15 protein-coding genes are annotated in these 15283 nt (G+C 62.5%); 2 read left to right on the top strand and 13 right to left on the bottom strand.

The features are described 5' to 3' along the window. Positions 1-124: 124 nt before the first annotated feature. The 13 genes from hflC to ndk all read right to left on the bottom strand — a co-directional run bounded on the left by hflC (position 125) and on the right by ndk (position 13334). Positions 125-1000, bottom strand: a complete 876-nt coding sequence (hflC, locus tag ASE26_RS02215) for a protease modulator HflC (protein WP_055931615.1) — start codon at positions 998-1000, stop codon at positions 125-127. Next, positions 1000-2238 carry an FtsH protease activity modulator HflK gene (gene hflK / locus ASE26_RS02210; RefSeq protein ID WP_055931612.1) on the bottom strand — a complete coding sequence of 413 codons (1239 nt, stop codon included), beginning with the start codon at positions 2236-2238 and terminating at the stop codon, positions 1000-1002. The genes hflC and hflK overlap by 1 nt, the downstream gene beginning before the upstream one ends. Positions 2239-2247: 9 nt before the next feature. Further along, positions 2248-3393: a GTPase HflX gene (gene hflX, locus ASE26_RS02205; RefSeq protein WP_055931609.1), complete on the bottom strand. Its 1146-nt coding sequence runs from the start codon at positions 3391-3393 to the stop codon at positions 2248-2250. Between the two features lie 10 nt (positions 3394-3403). Next, a complete protein-coding gene (gene hfq / locus ASE26_RS02200; RefSeq protein WP_055931606.1) occupies positions 3404-3649 on the bottom strand; it encodes an RNA chaperone Hfq in 246 nt (81 codons plus the stop codon). Between the two features lie 168 nt (positions 3650-3817). Beyond that, complete coding sequence (gene der / locus ASE26_RS02195) at positions 3818-5164, bottom strand: ribosome biogenesis GTPase Der (RefSeq protein WP_055931603.1); 1347 nt, start codon at positions 5162-5164, stop codon at positions 3818-3820. A 7-nt stretch (positions 5165-5171) separates the two neighbouring features. After that, positions 5172-6335 (bottom strand): outer membrane protein assembly factor BamB, encoded by a 1164-nt coding sequence (gene bamB, locus ASE26_RS02190; RefSeq protein ID WP_055931600.1) that lies wholly within the window; start codon positions 6333-6335, stop codon positions 5172-5174. 3 nt (positions 6336-6338) lie between these two features. Next, positions 6339-6986, bottom strand: a complete 648-nt coding sequence (locus tag ASE26_RS02185) for a tetratricopeptide repeat protein (protein ID WP_055931597.1) — start codon at positions 6984-6986, stop codon at positions 6339-6341. Between the two features lie 24 nt (positions 6987-7010). Continuing rightward, positions 7011-8348, bottom strand: coding sequence for a histidine--tRNA ligase (gene hisS, locus ASE26_RS02180; RefSeq protein ID WP_057245507.1), 1338 nt, complete (start codon positions 8346-8348; stop codon positions 7011-7013). A gap of 5 nt (positions 8349-8353) precedes the next feature. Then, entirely contained in the window at positions 8354-9616 is a 1263-nt protein-coding gene (gene ispG / locus ASE26_RS02175; protein ID WP_055931590.1) for a flavodoxin-dependent (E)-4-hydroxy-3-methylbut-2-enyl-diphosphate synthase, read from the bottom strand. 15 nt (positions 9617-9631) lie between these two features. Next, positions 9632-10819 (bottom strand): helix-turn-helix domain-containing protein, encoded by a 1188-nt coding sequence (locus ASE26_RS31925; protein WP_057245506.1) that lies wholly within the window; start codon positions 10817-10819, stop codon positions 9632-9634. A 13-nt stretch (positions 10820-10832) separates the two neighbouring features. Next, the gene (gene pilW, locus ASE26_RS02165; protein WP_055931584.1) at positions 10833-11648 is read right to left on the bottom strand and encodes a type IV pilus biogenesis/stability protein PilW; all 816 of its coding nucleotides are present in this window, start codon (positions 11646-11648) and stop codon (positions 10833-10835) included. Next, complete coding sequence (rlmN, locus tag ASE26_RS02160) at positions 11648-12820, bottom strand: 23S rRNA (adenine(2503)-C(2))-methyltransferase RlmN (protein ID WP_055931581.1); 1173 nt, start codon at positions 12818-12820, stop codon at positions 11648-11650. The genes pilW and rlmN overlap by 1 nt, the downstream gene beginning before the upstream one ends. 88 nt (positions 12821-12908) lie before the next feature. Beyond that, positions 12909-13334, bottom strand: coding sequence for a nucleoside-diphosphate kinase (gene ndk, locus ASE26_RS02155; protein WP_050412223.1), 426 nt, complete (start codon positions 13332-13334; stop codon positions 12909-12911). A 214-nt stretch (positions 13335-13548) separates the two neighbouring features. On the opposite strand from ndk, the gene ASE26_RS02150 reads away from it, so the two are divergent. Together ASE26_RS02150 and ASE26_RS02145 are read left to right on the top strand one after the other, a co-directional pair. Next, the gene (locus ASE26_RS02150; protein WP_055931578.1) at positions 13549-14232 is read left to right on the top strand and encodes a Bax inhibitor-1/YccA family protein; all 684 of its coding nucleotides are present in this window, start codon (positions 13549-13551) and stop codon (positions 14230-14232) included. 86 nt (positions 14233-14318) lie between these two features. After that, a complete protein-coding gene (locus ASE26_RS02145) occupies positions 14319-15278 on the top strand; it encodes a PHB depolymerase family esterase (protein WP_055931575.1) in 960 nt (319 codons plus the stop codon). Positions 15279-15283: the final 5 nt, after the last annotated feature.

Here is a 15283-nt window from a genome sequence, read left to right as displayed (position 1 = left end):
CAATGCAGGCGCAACGACGCCACCCACAAAAGTGGATGACCAAACCGCGTATTTTACGCGAAATTGTTACGGTGCAGGTAAAAAAAAATGGCGCCGCAGAGCGGCGCCACAGGTGCTGAATCGCTTACTTGCCCGAGCCTGCGCTCTTGAAGTATTTGAAGAAGTCGGACTGCGGATCGACCAGCATCACGTCAGCCTTGCTCTTGAAGGAAGCGCGGTAGGCTTCCAGCGAGCGGTAGAACTTGTAGAACTCCGGATTGCGGCCAAACGCCTCGGCGTAGATCTGCGACGCCTTGGCATCGCCCTCGCCCTTGATCTTCTCCGCTTCGCGGTAAGCCTCGGCCAGGATCACGGTGCGCTGCTTGTCCGCATCGGCACGCACCTGCTCCGACTCGGCGGCGCCGGTGGAGCGGGCTTCGTTGGCCACGCGGGCACGCTCGGCCTTCATGCGTTCGTACACGGAATTGTTGATCTGCTCAACGTAATCCACCCGCTTCAGGCGCACGTCGACGATTTCCACGCCTATCTGCTTGGCCTCGTCCACCACCTTGCTGCGGATCGATTCCATCACCTTGCCGCGCTGGCCGGAAATCACTTCGCGCACGGTGCGCTTGGTGATCTCGTCGTTCAGGGCCGCCTTCACGATCTGCTGCATGCGGTCGCCCGCCCTGCCCTCATCGCCGCCAAAGGAGACGAAGTACAGGCGCGGATCGGTGACCTTCCATTTGACGAAGGCATCGACCAGGATGTTCATCTTTTCGGCGGTGATGAAGCGGTCGGCCTCTTTCGGGTCCAGGGTCTGGATGCGCTTGTCCAGGTACACCACGTTCTGGAACGGCGGCGGCAGCTTGAAGTGCAGGCCAGGCTCGGCAATCACCTGCTTCACTTCACCCAGCGCGAACACGATGGCGTACTTGCGCTGGTCCACCACGAACACGGTGGACGACAGCAGCATCAGGGCGATAAAGCCCGTAATCAGGATAGTTGCAAAGCGATTCATTAACGGCCCTCCCGCTCACGGGACGATTCACGCGAACGGCTATCACGGCGGTTCGTGTCAGGTGTCGGTTCTGGCGGCAGCAGCACGGCCGCCGGCGGCGGCGGGGTCACGCTGGCAGCGCGTCCCTCGGTGGCAGCGACCTGGGCGATCAGCTTGTCCAGCGGCAGGTACAGCAGGTTGCTGCCGGCCTTGGAGTCCACCATCACCTTGCTGGTGTTGGAGAAGATCTGCTGCATGGTGTCCAGGTACATGCGGTCGCGCGTCACGCCCGGCGCCTTCTGGTACTCGGTCAGCACGGACTTGAAGCGGTCGGCATTACCGGTCGCGTTCTGCACCGTCATGGCGCGGTACGCCTCGGCTTCCTGGATCAGGCGGAACGCCGCACCGCGCGCTTTCGGCACGATGTCGTTGGCGTAAGCCTGGCCTTCGTTCTTCTGGCGCTCGCGGTCCTGGCCCGCTTTCACGGCATCGTCGAACGAAGCCTGCACCTGCTCCGGCGGCTGCACGCCCTGCATCGTCACATTGGTCACCTGAGCGCCCGAATTGTAGCGGTCCAGGATCGACTGCATCAGTTGCTGGGTATCGGTGGCAACCTTTTCGCGCCCTTCGTACAGCACGAAGTCCATCTTGCTGCGGCCGACGATTTCGCGGATAGCCGTTTCGGCCACCTGGCGCACCGTGTCTTCCGCATCGCGGTTGGCATACAGCCATTTCACCGGGTCGCTCAGCTTGTATTGCACGGCGAACTGGATATCGATGATGTTCTCGTCTTCGGTCAGCATCAGCGCTTCCGAAGCCATCTTGGTCTTCGCGCTGCCGCGGTAGCCCACCTCCACCGTGCGCACCTGGGACACGTTGACGATTTCATTGCCCTGGAACGGATACGGCCAGCGCCAGTTGAAACCGGCCGGCGTGGTGTGGCTGAATTTACCGAACGTGGTGACAACGCCAGTCTGGCCTTCCTGCACGATGAACGCACCGGAAGCGAGCCATACCAGCGCCGCCACCGAAGCGACCGCCCCAAAGGTGAAGCCGGCGCCCTTCATGTCGCCGCCGCCATTGCCGCCACCGCCGCCGCCCGAATTGCTGCCGCGGTTTTTGCCGCCGCCAAACAGGCCATTCAGGCGCTGGTTGAAATCACGCCAGAGTTGATCGAGGTCCGGCGGTCCTTCGCCGGGCTTTTTGCCTTCCTGGGCAATATAGTTGCCGAGTCTTTTCTTGAGAGAGGAAAAAGGCATATTTTTCTTTTAGTGAGATCCTACTTGGGTAAAGGTGAGAATACTGTCCGGCGCCACCTCTTCTTTGGGGTTGGCGAGCGCCTCCTGCTCATCCCGTGCTGCCTCACAGATTGCATCGCGCAGCAGGTTCAGGCCTTCGCCCGTGCGTGCACTGATGAATACGCGGGAAATCTTATCATACTCATTACGTTCCACCGCCGGCTCAAGGCCCGCGGCATCGATCTTGTTCCACACCAGAATCTGCGGGATATGGTCGGCGCCGATTTCGCGCAGCACCAGGTTGACCTGCTCGATCTGCTCCATGCGGCTGGGCGAAGCGCCATCCACCACATGCAGCAGCAGATCGGCGTGGATGGTCTCTTCCAGCGTGGCGCGGAAAGCGGCCACCAGCTGGTGCGGCAGTTCGCGCACGAAACCGACCGTATCGGACAGCACCACGTTGCCGATTTCCTCGCCCATGTAGACGCGGCGCGAGGTGGTGTCCAGCGTCGCGAACAGCTGGTCCGCCACGTAGACGCCAGCCTTGGTCAGCGAATTGAACAGCGTCGACTTGCCGGCGTTGGTATAGCCGACCAGGGACACCGAGAAAGTATGGTTGCGGCCGCGCGCACGGCGCTGGGTCTCGTGCTGCTTGCGCAGCTTGGCCAGCTTGGCACGCAGCATCTTGACCCGTTCGCCCAGCAGGCGGCGGTCGGTTTCGAGCTGGGTTTCGCCCGGGCCGCGCAGGCCGATACCGCCCTTCTGGCGTTCCAGGTGGGTCCAGCCGCGCACCAGGCGCGTGGCCAGGTGCTGCAACTGCGCCAGTTCGACCTGCACCTTGCCCTCGTGGCTTTGCGCACGCTGCGCAAAGATATCGAGGATCAGGCTGGTGCGGTCAAGCACCCGCACGTTCAGGCGTTTTTCCAGATTGCGCTGCTGGGCTGGGGACAGCGCATGATTGAAGATAACGATCTCGAGCTTGTAGTCCCGCACCGCATGGCCGATTTCGTCGGCCTTGCCGCTGCCCACGAAATACGCGGCATCCGGCGCCGACCGCTTACCGGTGATGGTGGTGACCGGCTCTGCGCCCGCGGAGCGGGCCAGCAGCATCAACTCCTCGATACTGGCAGCAAAGTCGCCCTGACCGAAATCTACCCCGACTAAAGCTGCACGCATACGAAGTGTCTTACTCCGCTGCCTCGGAGGAGTTATCCATGTTCAGGTTGACGGCGCGGGCAGGCACCACGGTGGAAATGGCGTGCTTGTAAACCATCTGGGTTACGGTGTTACGCAGCAGGACCACGTATTGGTCGAAAGACTCGATATGGCCCTGCAGCTTGATGCCGTTGACCAGGTAGATCGAGACTGGAACGTGCTCTTTGCGCAGCGCGTTCAGGAATGGGTCTTGTAACAATTGCCCTTTATTGCTCATAACAGCTCCGTTTTATGTTGTTGTGTACGAATTGGAGACGCTGCGCCTGTTTTTCAAGTGCTGGGGATGCTGCTCCAAAGACACTGTACCTTGTTTTTTTAAATCTTGCAGCCGGATAAACCTTAAGATCGACTTATTCCGGGGTCGGGTCCGATCAAACTCGTCTGATTAAGACTTTTCCCGTTTATCGAAAGGGTTTTTGCCGTTGCGCAACTCAATGCGCAGCGGGGTACCGACCAGTTTGAAGCTATCGCGGAAATGCTTCTCCAGATAGCGCTTGTACGGTTCGGACACCGCATCCAGCGAATTACCGTGGATAACGATGATCGGCGGGTTCTGGCCGCCCTGGTGCGCGTAGCGCATCTTCGGACGCACGCCGGCTTTACGCTTCGGCTCCTGCTTCTCCAGTGCTTCCTGCAAGGCGCGGGTCAGCTTGGGGGTCGGCAGGTCGGCCGTCGCGGCGGCATAGGCGCCGTTCACGGACTTCATCAGCGGGCCGATGCCGGTGCCGCGCAGGGCCGAAATGAAGTGGGTGTTGGCGAAGGACAGGAAGTCCAGCTTGCGGTCCATGTCCATCTTCACCTGGTCGCGGTCGTCCGACTGCAGGCCGTCCCACTTGTTGACCGCCACCACCAGGGCGCGGCCGGTCTCCAGGATGAAGCCCGCGATGTGGGCGTCCTGCTCCGAGATGTCCTGCTGCGCATCGAGCATCAGGATCACCACGTTCGCTTCCGAGATCGACTGCAGCGTCTTCACCACCGAGAACTTCTCGATCGCTTCGAACACCTTGCCGCGGCGGCGGATGCCCGCCGTGTCGATCAGGGTGTATTGCTTGCCCTCGCGCTCGAACGGGATCTCGATCGAGTCGCGGGTGGTGCCCGGCATGTCGAAGGCGATCACGCGCTCTTCGCCCACCAGGGTGTTGATCAGGGTCGACTTGCCCACGTTCGGGCGGCCTACCAGGGCGATCTTCACGCCGCGCTCTTGCGGCAGCAGCTCTTCCTCATCGGCCGGACGGGAGGCGAACGCCTTGTCCAGCGCTTCGGCCACCAGGTCGTGCACGCCGTCGCCGTGGGCGCCGGAAATCGCATACGGATCGCCCAGGCCCAGCTCGTAGAAGTCCGACACGGCAGCGGTGTAGCGCATGCCTTCGGCCTTGTTCACCACCAGCAGCACCGGACGGCCGGATTTACGCAGGAAATCGGTAATCGTCTTGTCGTGCGGGGTCATGCCCTGGCGCCCATCGACCAGGAACACCACCACGTCGGCTTCGGCCACGGCCTGCTTGGTCTGCAGCGCCATCTGGAACATGATGCCTTCCTTGGCGACCGGCTCGAAGCCGCCGGTATCGATGACCAGGAACGGGCGTTGGCCGACCCGGCCCTCGCCGTAGTGACGATCGCGCGTCAGGCCAGGGAGGTCCGCCACCAGCGCATCGCGCGAGCGGGTCAGTCGATTGAATAAGGTCGATTTCCCGACGTTCGGGCGACCTACAAGTGCAATTACCGGCTTCATATTGTTTTTATTCGACCGCGATAGCGGTCACAGTCCCATTCTGGGTTTGGAAAATCACATTCGGACCCGACAACAGCGGCGCCGACTTGATGGCGCTGCCGTCGGTGCTGATCCGACCTAATACCGTGCCATCTTCCCGCGACAGGAAATGCACATAGCCTTCAAGGTCGCCCACGGCCACGAAGCGGCCATAGGAAACCGGAGCGGACAAGCGGCGATATGCCAGCTTCTCGTTCTTCCATGCCGATGCGCCGCCTTCGCGGGCAAAGGCTTGTACGGCGCCCTTCTCGTCCGACACGAACACGAAGCGCTGGTCCACGCCCACGCCCACGTCCGACGACGCCGGTTTGGTCCAGCGCGCCACGCCGGTGTTCAGGTCCAGGCAGCCTACCTTGCCCTGGTAGCTTACGGCGCACAGGTCCTGCTCGAACACGGTCGGCGTGCCGCTGATATCGGACACGCGTTCCAGTTCGGTGGCGCCGCGCGGTTCGGACAGCGGCACTTCAAAGCGCGGCACGCCGTTCGACAATGCCAGCGCCAGGATGCGGCCCGCAGGCTGCGCCGCGTACACGTTGCTGTTGGCGATCACCAGGCCCGGCATGTTGCGCAGGGTCAGCGGCGGCGTCACGCGCTGGATGAACCAGCGCTTCTTGCCGTCGGCCGCGTCATAGGCGGTCACCTTGTTGTCCACGGTGCGCACGATCACCACGTCGTTGCCGACAGCCGGCGCCGACAGGATCTCGCTCGAAGCCTGGATCTTCCACAGCGCCTTGCCGCTGCCATCGAAGGCCATCAGCTGGCCTTTGACCGCGCCCACAGCCAGCAGCTTGCCGTCCGGGCTGACGCCGACGCCGGCAGTCAGGTCGGCGCCGGTCTTGCTGCGCCACTGCACCTTGCCGTTAGCCGCGTCCAGGCGTTCGATCACGCCATCCGCATCGGCCACGAACACGCTGTTGTCGGCCAGTGCCGGCGTGAAGACGCTGGCGCCGGCCTTGCCGGTGCTGTGTTTCCAGACGATGCGGGCCGGCACGCCGCCCTTCATTTCTTCCAGCTTGGCCGGTGCGAACTTGTCTTCCTTCTTGAACGGATTCAGGCTGCCGCAACCGCTAACCAGCACCAGTACGCCCAGCGCAATGACAGACCGGCGAGTTATCACATTAATGGCGCGCATGGCTTAGGCCTTCACTTCCGGCACGCTGCCGCCAATGGATTCGAGCTTGAGCTGGATCAGCTGGCGGCCAGGATAGTTCTTGTCGGCTGCTTCCAGCGCGGCCTTGTAGGCGCTGCGCGCTTCTTCCATCTTGTTCTGCGCGGCCAGGATGTCGCCCTTGCGGTCTTCCACGGAAGGCTTGAACTGCGGCAGTGCGGCCACGCCCAGCGCCTTCAGCGCAGCGTCGTAGGCTTTCTCGTCCAGCAGCACGCCGGCCAGGCGGATCGAAGCGATATTCTTGTGTTCGTCGTTGCCGTGCGCAACCACCCACTCCAGCTGGGCCTTGGCGGACTTCAGGTCATTGGCATCGAAGAAGGACTTGGCTGCGCTCAATGCAGCCAGCGAGGCGTAAGCCGATTTGCCGAACTTGCTCTCGATATCGCCGGCTACGCGCGCCACCTTGGTGTTGTCCTTGGCGGAAACAGCGGTCTGCAGTTCATCGAACAGCACGGAAGCCTGCGCCGCCTGGTTACGCTGATAGTAGTTCCAGCCGTTCCAGCCCGAATAGGCGGCCAGGCCTGCGATCACCACCCAGGTGCTCACGTTGCCGTACTTCGCCCACCAAGCCTTGAGGTTAGCAAGCTGTTCTTGTTCGTCGAGATCGTATGCCATGTTTCAGTCTGCCTGTTTCTTTAATTAATGGTGGTGGTGATGGTCGTGGTCACAATCGTCTCCGCATGTGATCTGGTCCACGACGTAATCGACAACGCCTTCAAACGCGACGGTCTGTTGCTGGCCCTCGCCTTCTGCAGCGCGCATTGCCTTGACGACGGCAGTGTTGTTGGCCACTTCGTCTTCGCCGATGATGACCGCGAAGGTTGCGCCGGAGCCGTCGGCTTTTTTCATTTGCGACTTGAAGCTGCCGGCGCCGCTGGCGCTGCCGCAGTGCAGGATCACGTCCAGGCCGGCGTCGCGCAGGCGCTCGCCGATGATGAACGCTTGCATGCGCGCCGCTTCGCCCTGGTGCACCAGGTACACGTCGCACTGGCGCGGCGCGGCGGTGTCGCCGGCGCCCTTCATCAGTTCGATCAGGCGCTCGATGCCCATGGCGAAACCGACCGCGGGGGTTGGCTTGCCGCCGAACATTTCGATCAGCGGGTCATAGCGGCCGCCGGCGCAGACGGTGCCCTGCGCGCCCAGTTCGTCGGTGACCCACTCGAACACGGTGCGGTTGTAATAGTCGATGCCGCGCACCAGGCGGGTGTTGACGGTGTACTGGATCGCGTTGGCGTCCAGGATCTTCTTCACGCCTTCGAAGTGCGCCAGCGATTCCCCGCCCAGGTAGTCCAGCAGCTTCGGTGCGCTGTTGACGATGCCCTGCAGGTCCGGGTTCTTGGTGTCCAGGATGCGCAGCGGGTTGGTATGCAGGCGGCGCTTGGCGTCGGTATCCAGGTGCTCTTCGTGCTGCTCCAGGTAGGCGATCAGGTCGACGCGGTGGCGTGCGCGCTCCTCGGCGTCGCCGATGGAGTTGATTTCGAGGCGGATGTTTTCCAGGCCCAGGTCATCCCACAGGCGGCGGCACATGGCGATCATTTCTGCGTCCACGTCCGGGCCGGTGAAGCCCACGGCTTCCGCGCCGAACTGGTGGAACTGGCGGTAGCGGCCGCGCTGTGGACGCTCGTGGCGGAACATCGGACCCTTGTACCACAGGCGCTTGGGGCCTTCGTACACCAGGTTGTGTTCCAGCACGGCGCGCACCACGCCTGCGGTGCCTTCCGGGCGCAGGGTCAGCTTGTCGCCATTCATGGAGTCTTCGAAGGAATACATTTCCTTCTCGACGATGTCGGTCACGGCGCCGATGGCGCGCGAGAACAGGCGGGTCTCTTCCACGATCGGGGTGCGGATCTGCTGGAAGCCGTAGCTCTGCACCACGGACTGCGCGGTGTTCTCGAAGATTTCCCACAAGTGGGCGTCGGCCGGCAGGAGATCGTTCATCCCCTTGATGGCCGTGATTTTGTCTGCTTTATTGGACATGTTCTTTACGCTGCTTTGCTGTAGTTTTTCTGTACATAGTCGAGCACGATCGCCTGGAATTCCTGCACGATATTATCGCCGCGCAGGGTCGCCACTTTCTGGCCGTCGACGAAGACCGGAGCGGCCGGCGATTCACCGGTGCCCGGCAGGCTGATGCCGATATTGGCATGCTTCGATTCGCCCGGGCCGTTGACGATGCAGCCCATCACGGCCACGTTCATCGCCTCCACGCCCGGGAAGGTCTTTTTCCATTCCGGCATCTGCTCGCGCAGGTAGCTCTGGATATCGTCCGCCAGTTCCTGGAACACGGTGGACGTGGTGCGGCCGCAGCCCGGGCAGGCAATCACCATCGGGGTGAACTTGCGCAGTCCCATGGTCTGCAGGATTTCCTGGCCCACCACCACTTCCCTGGTGCGGTCGCCGCCCGGTTCCGGGGTCAGCGAGATGCGGATGGTGTCGCCGATGCCTTCCTGCAGCAGCACCGACAGCGCGGCGGTCGAGGCCACGATGCCCTTGCTGCCCATGCCGGCTTCGGTCAGGCCCAGGTGCAGCGGGTAGTCGCAGCGCTTGGACAGTTCGCGGTAGACGGCGATCAGGTCCTGCACGCCGGACACTTTGCACGACAGGATGATCTTGTCGCGCGCCAGGCCCAGCTCTTCGGCACGTACCGCGTTCTCGATCGCGGAGGTGATCAGTGCTTCATACATCACGGCCTGCGCGGTCCATGGATTTTCCCGCGTCGCGTTTTCGTCCATGATGCGCGCCAGCAGCGCCTGGTCCAGCGAACCCCAGTTGACGCCGATACGTACCGGCTTGTCGTACCTGGCCGCCACTTCGATCATCTGCGCGAATTGCGTATCGCGCTTGGCGCCCTTGCCCACGTTGCCCGGGTTGATGCGGTACTTCGACAGCGCCGCGGCGCAGTCCGGGTACTCCGTCAACAGGGTATGGCCGTTGTAGTGGAAGTCGCCCACCAGCGGTACGTCGATGCCCATCTTGTCCAGCTGGTCGCGGATGTAAGGCACCGCAGCCGCCGACTCGGGACGGTCCACCGTCAGGCGCACCAGCTCGGACCCGGCGCGTGCCAGATCCTTGATCTGGATCGCCGTCGCCACCGCATCGGCGGTGTCGGTATTGGTCATCGACTGCACCACTACCGGCGCGTCGCCACCGACCCAGATCTTGCGCTCGCCGTGCTGCACCAGCACGCGGCGGCTGGCACGGCGTGCCAGTGGTCCGGATGGGATCGGGTTGTTCGAAGAAGACATGCTTGGCTACTCTTATTACTTGATGTTCACGAGGGCATACGGCTTGCCCGCACCTTGCGTCAGTTCCAGCTTGCCGCCGGCCAGGCTGGCGCTTACCGCGCCTGGCTTACCGACGATCAGCACGTCATCCGCACGCACATTGAAGGTTTGCGTGCTGCCGGCCCGCACGGTACCGCGCGTCACGTTGGGCTGGCCGACACGGCGGATCTCGACCCACGAGTCTTCCTTCACAGTCAGCACCAGCTTGCCGCCCGCAGCACCTACCGCTGGAGCAGCACCCGCAACCGTCGCCGGCGCGGCCACCAGCGGCGCAGTACCCTGTGCCGGCGCCGGAGCCGGCGCAACTGCCGGCGGCTTGACCGGAATCAATCCTGGCGAAGCGGGAGCCGTGCCTGCCGCCGGTACGGTGCCAGCGGCCGGTGCGCCGCCAACGGTCGGCGCGGCACGGTTGGCTGGCGCCACGCCCGCAGCAGGCGCACCTGCGGCATTGCCCGGCGCTGCAACGGCACCGGTAGTCGCGGCGCCCGGGGCAGCCGCCGGCGCAACGCCGCTCGCCTGCGCCGGCGCGCCGACACCGGCCACCGCGTCCGGCGCAGAATTGCTGCCTGGCTGCGGCGGAACGGAAATCAGCGGCACGTTCTGTGTCTGCATCGGCGCCTCAGCGGGCTGCGCGCTCGGCTGCGCCACCACCGGCACTGGCGGCTCGGCCGGAGCGGCTGGCCCCGTCAAGCCACCACGGGCCGCCAGCGTCAGCGGCGCCAGCACGCCCATCTGCCAGGCGGCAGCCAGTCCGACCAATGCCAGCACGCCCACGCCGGCCACGATGGCGCCCAGCGGCTTGCCGTTATTGCGTTCATTCAGCGAAGGGAAGCGCGACTCCTGGAACGATGCCTTGACCCGGGTCGGGCGCACGGTCGCGTCGGCGTGCCCGACTGCCCCTTCCACTTCCACCATCGCCACCAGCGGCGCCGGATCAAGCCGCACCGCCTTGGCGTAAGCACGGATGAAACCACGCGTCACTGCGCGGTTCGGCAATGCATCGAAATCACCTTGCTCGATCGCCAGCACCTGGCGCGGCGCCAATTTCAGTTGGTCGGCCACCTGCTCGACCGACAGCCCCATGGCCTCGCGCGCCGCGGCCAGTTCTGCCCCGGGCGCGGAGGCATGCTGCTGGCTGGCCGGCTTGTCCTGCTCAGAATCCATTGGTTCCCCGTTCTCACTCATCAAACGCCCCACGCTGATACGCTGCATATTCCGGCGACTGGGCGTGATGACGCCGCAATTGCGTCGCAAAGCTCTGCTCCAGGGCCTGGTCGCCCATCCTGTGCTGTACCTTGATCGCCAGCCACAGTACGTCGGCAGGCAGGCTATCCACTTTCGCCACCTTGTGCAACTGCGTGATAAAGAAGCTCGCGCGCGGGTAGTCGCGCCGCGCATAGTACACCTTGGCCAGGCCGATATTCGTTTCCGGCACTTCCGGGGTCAGCTTCAACGCATCCAGCAGGTAGCGCTCGGCCAGGTCGATATCCTTGATCTTCAGCGCGCAATTGCCCGCATTGTTCAAGGCGCCGGCCGGCGAGCGGTAATTGCGGTTCGCCAGCGCGGCATCGAAATGCTTGAACGATTCCTTGACGCGCTCGTGCTGGCACAGGAAGGAACCGTAATTATTGTTCAGGTCGGGATCGTTCGGCGCCAATTTCAGGGCTTGCAGGAAGTTGTCGTTCGCCAGTTCCTTTTCGCCCATGCGCATGTAGATGATGGCGCGCAGGCTGTAGCCGTTCACGCCCTGCGGATCGGCGGCGATCGCCTTCTTCACCTCATCGAGCGCGATCGGGTAGTTACCCTGCTCGAAATAGCCGATCGCTAGCTGCATGCGGATCTCGGCGCGCTTTTGCGCCGAAGTCTGGTCGGAAATGGTCTTCAGGTCTTCTCTGCCGCTGGGGCCTTGCCCCAAAGTCGCGCAGCCCGCCAATAAACTGGCCAGCGCGACCGCGGCCAGGCACTTGAAGCGGCGCTGGGCGAAATCGGTCATCAGGAACGAATCTCCACTATCTTGCCAAAATCGGCGCCGTACTTCTTCTGGTATTCGGTCATCTTTTCCATCCGTTCAGCCACGCGGGTGCGATCTTTCACTTCGCCCGCCAACTGTCCGCAAGCTGCGTCGATATCATCGCCGCGCGTCTTGCGGATGGTGGTTACGATGCCCGCATTCATCAGAATTTCAGCGAAGGCCTTGATGCGCGGGTTCTTGGAGCGCAGCAGGCCCGATTCCGGGAAGGGGTTGAAAGGAATCAAGTTGAACTTGCAATTGACACCGAACTCCGGATGATTCACCAGCGCGATCAGCTCGCGCGCATGCTCATCCGTGTCGTTGTAGTTATCGAGCATGCAGTACTCGAATGTGATGAAGTCGCGCGGTGCGAACTCCAGGTAGCGTTTGCACGCCGCCAGTAGCTCCTTCAGCGGGTACTTCTTGTTCAGCGGGACCAGTTCGTCGCGCAGCTTGTCGTTGGAGGCGTGCAGCGATACCGCCAGCGCCACCGGCACGTCCTGCGACAGCTTGTCGATGTTCGGCACCACGCCCGAGGTGGACAGGGTCACGCGGCGGCGCGACAGGCCGTAGGCGTTATCGTCCAGCATCAGCTTGAGCGCGGTGGCGGTTGGCCCGTAATTCAGCAGCGGCTCGCCCATGCCCATCATCACCACGTTGGTGATCTGGCGCTCGCCCTTCGGGCCGGGTTCGATGCCTTTGGTTGCGCGCAGCGCGAATTCAGCCATCCACAGCTGGCCGATGATTTCGCCCACGGTCAGGTTGCGGTTGAAGCCCTGCTTGCCGGTCGAGCAGAAACGGCAATTCACGGCGCAGCCGGCCTGGGTCGAGATGCACAGCGTGCCGCGGTTTTCTTCCGGGATGAACACGGTTTCCACGGCATTGCCATTACCCACGTCCACCAGCCATTTGCGGGTGCCGTCGGTCGACGTATGGTCGCTGATGACGGCCGGCGCCACGATGTGGGCGCGCGTCTTCAGCTTCTCGCGCAAGGACTTGGCGAGGTCGGTCATGCTGTCAAAGTCGGAGGCACCGAACTGGTGGATCCAGCGCTGCAGCTGTTTGGCACGGAAAGGCTTCTCCCCCAGCTCGGCGCAGTAGGCGACTAGTTGTTCCGGATCGAAATCCAGCAGATTGGTGAGGGACGTTTCCATGCTTTTTTACTCAATTTCAAAAACGGCTTTGCCCCGGACCGAAGACCCGGGGCAAGGCGCAATACTACTTTACTACTTTTCCGTAAGATTAACGGGAGTAGACGTTCAGTGCTGGGAAGTAGTAGGCGATTTCCACGGCAGCGGTTTCAGCAGCGTCGGAGCCGTGAACAGCGTTGGCATCGATCGAATCAGCGAAATCAGCACGGATGGTGCCTTTTTCTGCCTTCTTCGGATCGGTAGCGCCCATCAGGTCGCGGTTCTTCAGGATTGCGCCTTCGCCTTCCAGAACCTGGATCATGACAGGACCGGAAACCATGAAGTCAACCAGGTCCTTGAAGAAAGGACGCTCGCGGTGCACAGCGTAGAAGCCTTCTGCTTCAGCGCGCGACAGTTGAGCCATACGGGCAGCGATCACTTTCAGGCCTGCGCCTTCGAAACGGCTGTAGATCTGGCCGATCACGTTCTTGGCTACTGCGTCAGGTTTGATGATCGACAGGGTGCGTTCGATTGCCATTATGAAAAACTCCAATAAAAAGAAAGGTTTAAAAGAAGAAATTAGATTCTCGATCAACCCTAGATTTTAACATAGTTCATTCTCTATGCCCAAGGAAACACTTCCAGGGCATATATAAGGGCTTCCCCTAAGCGTTTTTAAGTATTTCCTAAGCCAGGAAGCCCCCATCTGGTCAGCGGCATGCTATGCTTTTTGGTAAAGGAGGCATTTAAATATGCAAAACGTACATCATTTTGGTAGCTCTGTCGCCACCGACAATGCGCTGATCCGCAACCGCGTGCTGCGCAACACCTACTGGCTGCTGGCCCTGTCGATGATCCCGACCGTGCTGGGCGCCGCCGCCGGCCTGTTCTTCAACATACCGATTCCACGCGGCTTCATCGGCTTCATCGTGTTCATGGCAATCGCCTTCGGCTTCTTCTGGGCCATTGAAAAGAACAAGGATTCCGGCGTGGGCGTTGCCCTGCTGCTGGGCTTCACCTTCTTCATGGGCCTGATGCTGACCCCGCTGCTCAGCCGCACCCTCGGCTATTCCAACGGCCCGACCCTGATCATGACGGCCTTTGGCGGTACCGGCGCGATCTTTGCCGCACTGGCCAGCTACGCCACCGTGACCAAGCGCGATTTCTCGATGATGGGCAAATGGCTGTTCGCCGGCGTGATCGTGCTGATGCTGGCGTCGGTTGCCAACATCTTCCTGGGCATGAGCGCACTGTCGATCGTGATCTCGGTGCTGGTGATTGCCGTCTTCTCGGCTTACATCCTGTTCGACGTGCAGCGCATCGTCAACGGCGGCGAGACCAACTACGTCTCCGCCACCCTGGCCCTGTACCTGGACGTGTACAACATCTTCACCAGCCTGCTGAACCTGCTGGGCCTGGCCGGCGACCGCGAATAAGCGCATCCCGCACCAGCAAGAAGGCCGGCCCTGGTGCCGGCTTTTTCTTTGCCCGACCGCTTGTGGCACGGTGTTATCATAAACTCATGAAAACCCTGCCTTTAGCCGCCTTCACCGCCCTGCTGCCGTGCGCCCTGCACGCGGCGACCATCACCGCCTCCGACATCCAGCGCCCCGAGGGCGCCCGCCACTACCTGCTGGCGGAGCCGCAGCAGCCGGCAGCAGGCAAGCGTCCGCTGGTGCTGGTGCTGCATGGGCACGCCGGCTCGGCCAGCCTGGTATTTGGCCGCGAACGCCTGCGCGTGCCGATGCAGCAATGGCTGGCGATCGCCGACCGCGAGCAAGTCCTGGTCATCGCGCCGGATGGCGCCAAGGGCAGCGACAACAAATCCGGCTGGAACGACTGCCGCGCCGATGCCAGCACCAGCCCTAAAACCGACGATGTCGGCTTCATCGCCGCGCTGGTCGACAAGGCGATTGCCGAACACAACGCCGACCCGTCGCGCATCTACGTGATGGGCATGTCCAATGGCGGCGGCATGACTTACCGCCTGGGCGTGGAACTGGGCCCGCGCCTGGCCGGCATTGCCGCCATGGCCGCGGTGTGGCCCGCCAACAGCCTGTGCGCCCCTCCCGGCACGCCCTTGCCGGTGATGGTCATCCACGGTACGGCCGACAAGATCGTGCCGTACGGCGGCGGCGAAATCGGGGGCATGCTGCTGCGCGGGCGCGGCACCGCGCTTCCCGTGGAGCAAACGCTGGCACTATGGCGCAAGCTGGACCAGTTGCCGGATGCGGCAACGCAGGACAGCACCCTTTCCCATCGCAAGGAATCGGGCGACACCACCGCCCACCACTATGTATGGGGCAGCGATGCGCGCGGCTTGCAGGTGGAGTTTTTCAAAGTTGCCAATGGCGGGCACACGGAACCCAGCATCCAGCACCGCTTGCAGTGGTATGCCGGTTTCCTGCTGGGCGCGCAGAACGCCGATTTTGAATCGGCGGAAGAAGCATGGCGCTTCTTCCGCGACAAGCGCCGCCCGTAGACCGG

It is taken from the genome of Duganella sp. Root198D2 (genome assembly GCF_001428585.1).
Lineage (GTDB): Bacteria > Pseudomonadota > Gammaproteobacteria > Burkholderiales > Burkholderiaceae_D > Rugamonas.
The sequence above is the reverse complement of the archived record's forward strand: the minus strand, read 5'-3'. Positions and strand labels throughout refer to the sequence as shown.